This window comes from Sulfitobacter sp. (genome assembly GCF_041552635.1).
GTDB lineage: Bacteria > Pseudomonadota > Alphaproteobacteria > Rhodobacterales > Rhodobacteraceae > Sulfitobacter.
Map to the genome: position 1 here is coordinate 1 of NZ_JBFEKM010000301.1, position 2,667 is coordinate 2,667.

The window sequence follows — 2,667 nt, forward strand, 5'->3', positions numbered from 1 at the left end:
CTTGCTAGTCCTTCAGCAAAAATAATCTGGTGTTGGTCTAAGAGCAGGTGAACATATTGTTGGATGTCACTTAAAACTGACCCGGTAGAGGTCAGAATTGTCACTGAGAAATGACCCATGTGCAACCGTGCCCCTGACGGGATTTGTCGGGGGTCATTGGAGTGATAGACATGGGATTTTTGAGCGTAATTCGACGGTGGTCTTTAAGGGACAAGATGCCCATTCGCGAGATTTCACGGCGGACTGGGCTGTCTCGCAACACCATCAGGAAGTATCTGCGCGCTGATATCGTAGAGCCGAGCTTCCAGACGCCAACACGGCCAAGCAAGTTGGATCCGTTTGCGGAGAAACTGTCGGGTTGGCTGCTGATGGAGCAGCGTAAGTCGCGTAAAGAGCGGCGCACGGCTAAACAGATACATGCAGATTTGGTGCAGCTTGGCTTTGACGGATCATATGAGAGGGTCGCAGTCTTTGTGCGGGCCTGGAAGGCTGACCGGCAGCGCGCGCAACAAACAAGTGGTCGCGAGACATTTGTGCCTTTGGTCTTTCAGCCTGGGGAGGCGTTCCAGTTCGATTGGAGCGAAGATTGGGCTGTGATCGGCGGCGAACGCGTCAAGCTTCAAGTGGCCCATATCAAGCTGTCACACAGCCGCGCATTTTTGGTGCGGGCCTATTTGTTACAGACGCATGAAATGCTGTTTGATGCCCACTGGCAAGCCTTTCGTGTGTTCGGTGGCATCCCAGGCCGAGGCATCTATGACAATATGAAGACGGCTGTTGACCGTGTCGGACGCGGCAAGCAGCGCGATGTGAATGCGCGTTTTTTGGCGATGACGAGCCATTATGTCTTTGAGCCTGAGTTCTGCAATCCAGCGGCGGGCTGGGAGAAAGGCCAGGTTGAGAAGAACGTCCGCGATGCCCGCCATCGACTGTGGCAGGTCGCGCCCGTCTTCCCAGACCTTGAAGCCCTGAACGACTGGCTTGAAGATCGCTGCAAGGTACTTTGGTCTGAGACGGCACACGGTAGTTTGCAGGGGAGCATCGCTGATGCTTGGGAGGCCGAGCAGCCTGCGTTGATGCCCCTACCAAGGGCGTTTGACGGCTTTGTTGAGTTGAGCAAGCGCGTGTCACCAACCTGCCTGATCGCCTTTGATCGCAATCGCTACTCTGTCCCGGCGAGCTTCGCGAACCGGCCAGTCAGTCTGCATATTTACCCCGAACGGCTGGTGATTGTCGCAGAGGGACAGGTGGTTTGTGAACATCTGCGCATCATTGAGAGGTCGCACCGTACGCCTGGGCGCGTCATCTATGATTGGCGGCATTATCTGGCGGTGGTCCAGCGCAAACCTGGTGCGTTGCGCAATGGGGCACCCTTCATAGAAATGCCTGAGGCATTCCGTAAACTTCAAAGCCTTATGCTGCGTAAGCCTGGCGGAGACCGGGAAATGGTCGATATCTTGTCCTTGGTTTTGCAGCATGACGAGCAGGCCGTGCTCCGCGCCGTAGAAATGGCACTGGACGCAGGCGTGCCGACCAAGACCCATGTGCTGAACCTGCTTCACAGGCTGGTGGATGGAAAGCCAACAGAGCAGCCTGACGTGACGCCACCGACTGCGCTGTCGCTAAGCAAGGAACCCGAGGCCAATGTTGCGCGCTATGACGGATTACGGCAGGGAGGTACGCGCCATGCGTCATGATCCTGCCGGAGCCGCTATCGTCATCATGCTGCGCAGCCTGAAGATGCCCGGGATGGCCCAGGCCGTTGGCGATCTGCTCGAACAGGGGGCACCCGCGTTTGATGCTGCCGTCCCGATACTCTCGCAACTGCTTAAAGCTGAGATGGCTGAACGTGAAGTGCGCTCAATCGCCTATCATATGAAGGCCGCCCGCTTCCCTGCCTACAAGGATCTTTCTGGCTTCACATTCGCTGCCAGTGAGATCAACGAGGCCCTCGTGCGCCAACTGCATCGCTGTGAGTTCATGGACGCGGCTGAGAATGTCGTCTTGATCGGTGGTCCTGGCACGGGCAAATCGCACGTCGCGACTGCCCTTGGCGTTCAAGCCATTGAACATCATCGCAAGCGCGTGCGTTTCTTCTCGACGGTCGAACTGGTCAATGCGCTGGAACAAGAAAAGGTTCAGGGCAAAGCTGGAAAGATCGCTGAGGCGCTGATCAAGACGGATTTGGTGATCTTGGACGAGCTGGGTTATCTGCCGTTCAGCACCTCAGGCGGTGCTTTGCTGTTCCATCTTCTCAGCAAGCTTTACGAGCGCACCAGCGTCGTGATCACCACCAACCTGAGCTTCAGCGAATGGGCAACGGTCTTTGGTGACGCCAAAATGACCACTGCTTTGCTCGACCGCCTTACCCATCGCTGCCACATCCTCGAGACCGGTAATGACAGCTACCGCTTCAAAGCCAGCTCCGAAACGGCGAAACAGAAACGAAAGGAGACACCACCATTGACCACATCATGACGAACAAAGCATAACGACTGAGCGGGTCAAATCTCGGTGACAACACCGGGTCAGTTTTAAGTGACATCCAACAAGCCAGAGAATACCGAGCGTGGCCTACGCCAGATGCTGTTGCGCACCGAAAACAAAGCCGTGAAGATGATCAGCGAAGTTGCAGCACTGCTACGTAACCTTGGCCGTGTTACAGAC

The 2,667-nt window shown here is 55.9% G+C and carries 2 protein-coding genes; both read left to right on the plus strand.

Annotated features, from left to right (window positions below):
* Window positions 1–170 precede the first annotated feature (170 nt).
* The gene (gene istA / locus ABYT07_RS20335) at window positions 171–1,697 is read left to right on the plus strand and encodes an IS21 family transposase (RefSeq protein ID WP_372993824.1); all 1,527 of its coding nucleotides are present in this window, start codon (window positions 171–173) and stop codon (window positions 1,695–1,697) included.
* Window positions 1,687–2,478, plus strand: coding sequence for an IS21-like element helper ATPase IstB (istB, locus tag ABYT07_RS20340; protein WP_372993825.1), 792 nt, complete (start codon window positions 1,687–1,689; stop codon window positions 2,476–2,478). Before istA ends, istB begins: the two co-directional genes overlap by 11 nt.
* Window positions 2,479–2,667 lie beyond the last annotated feature (189 nt).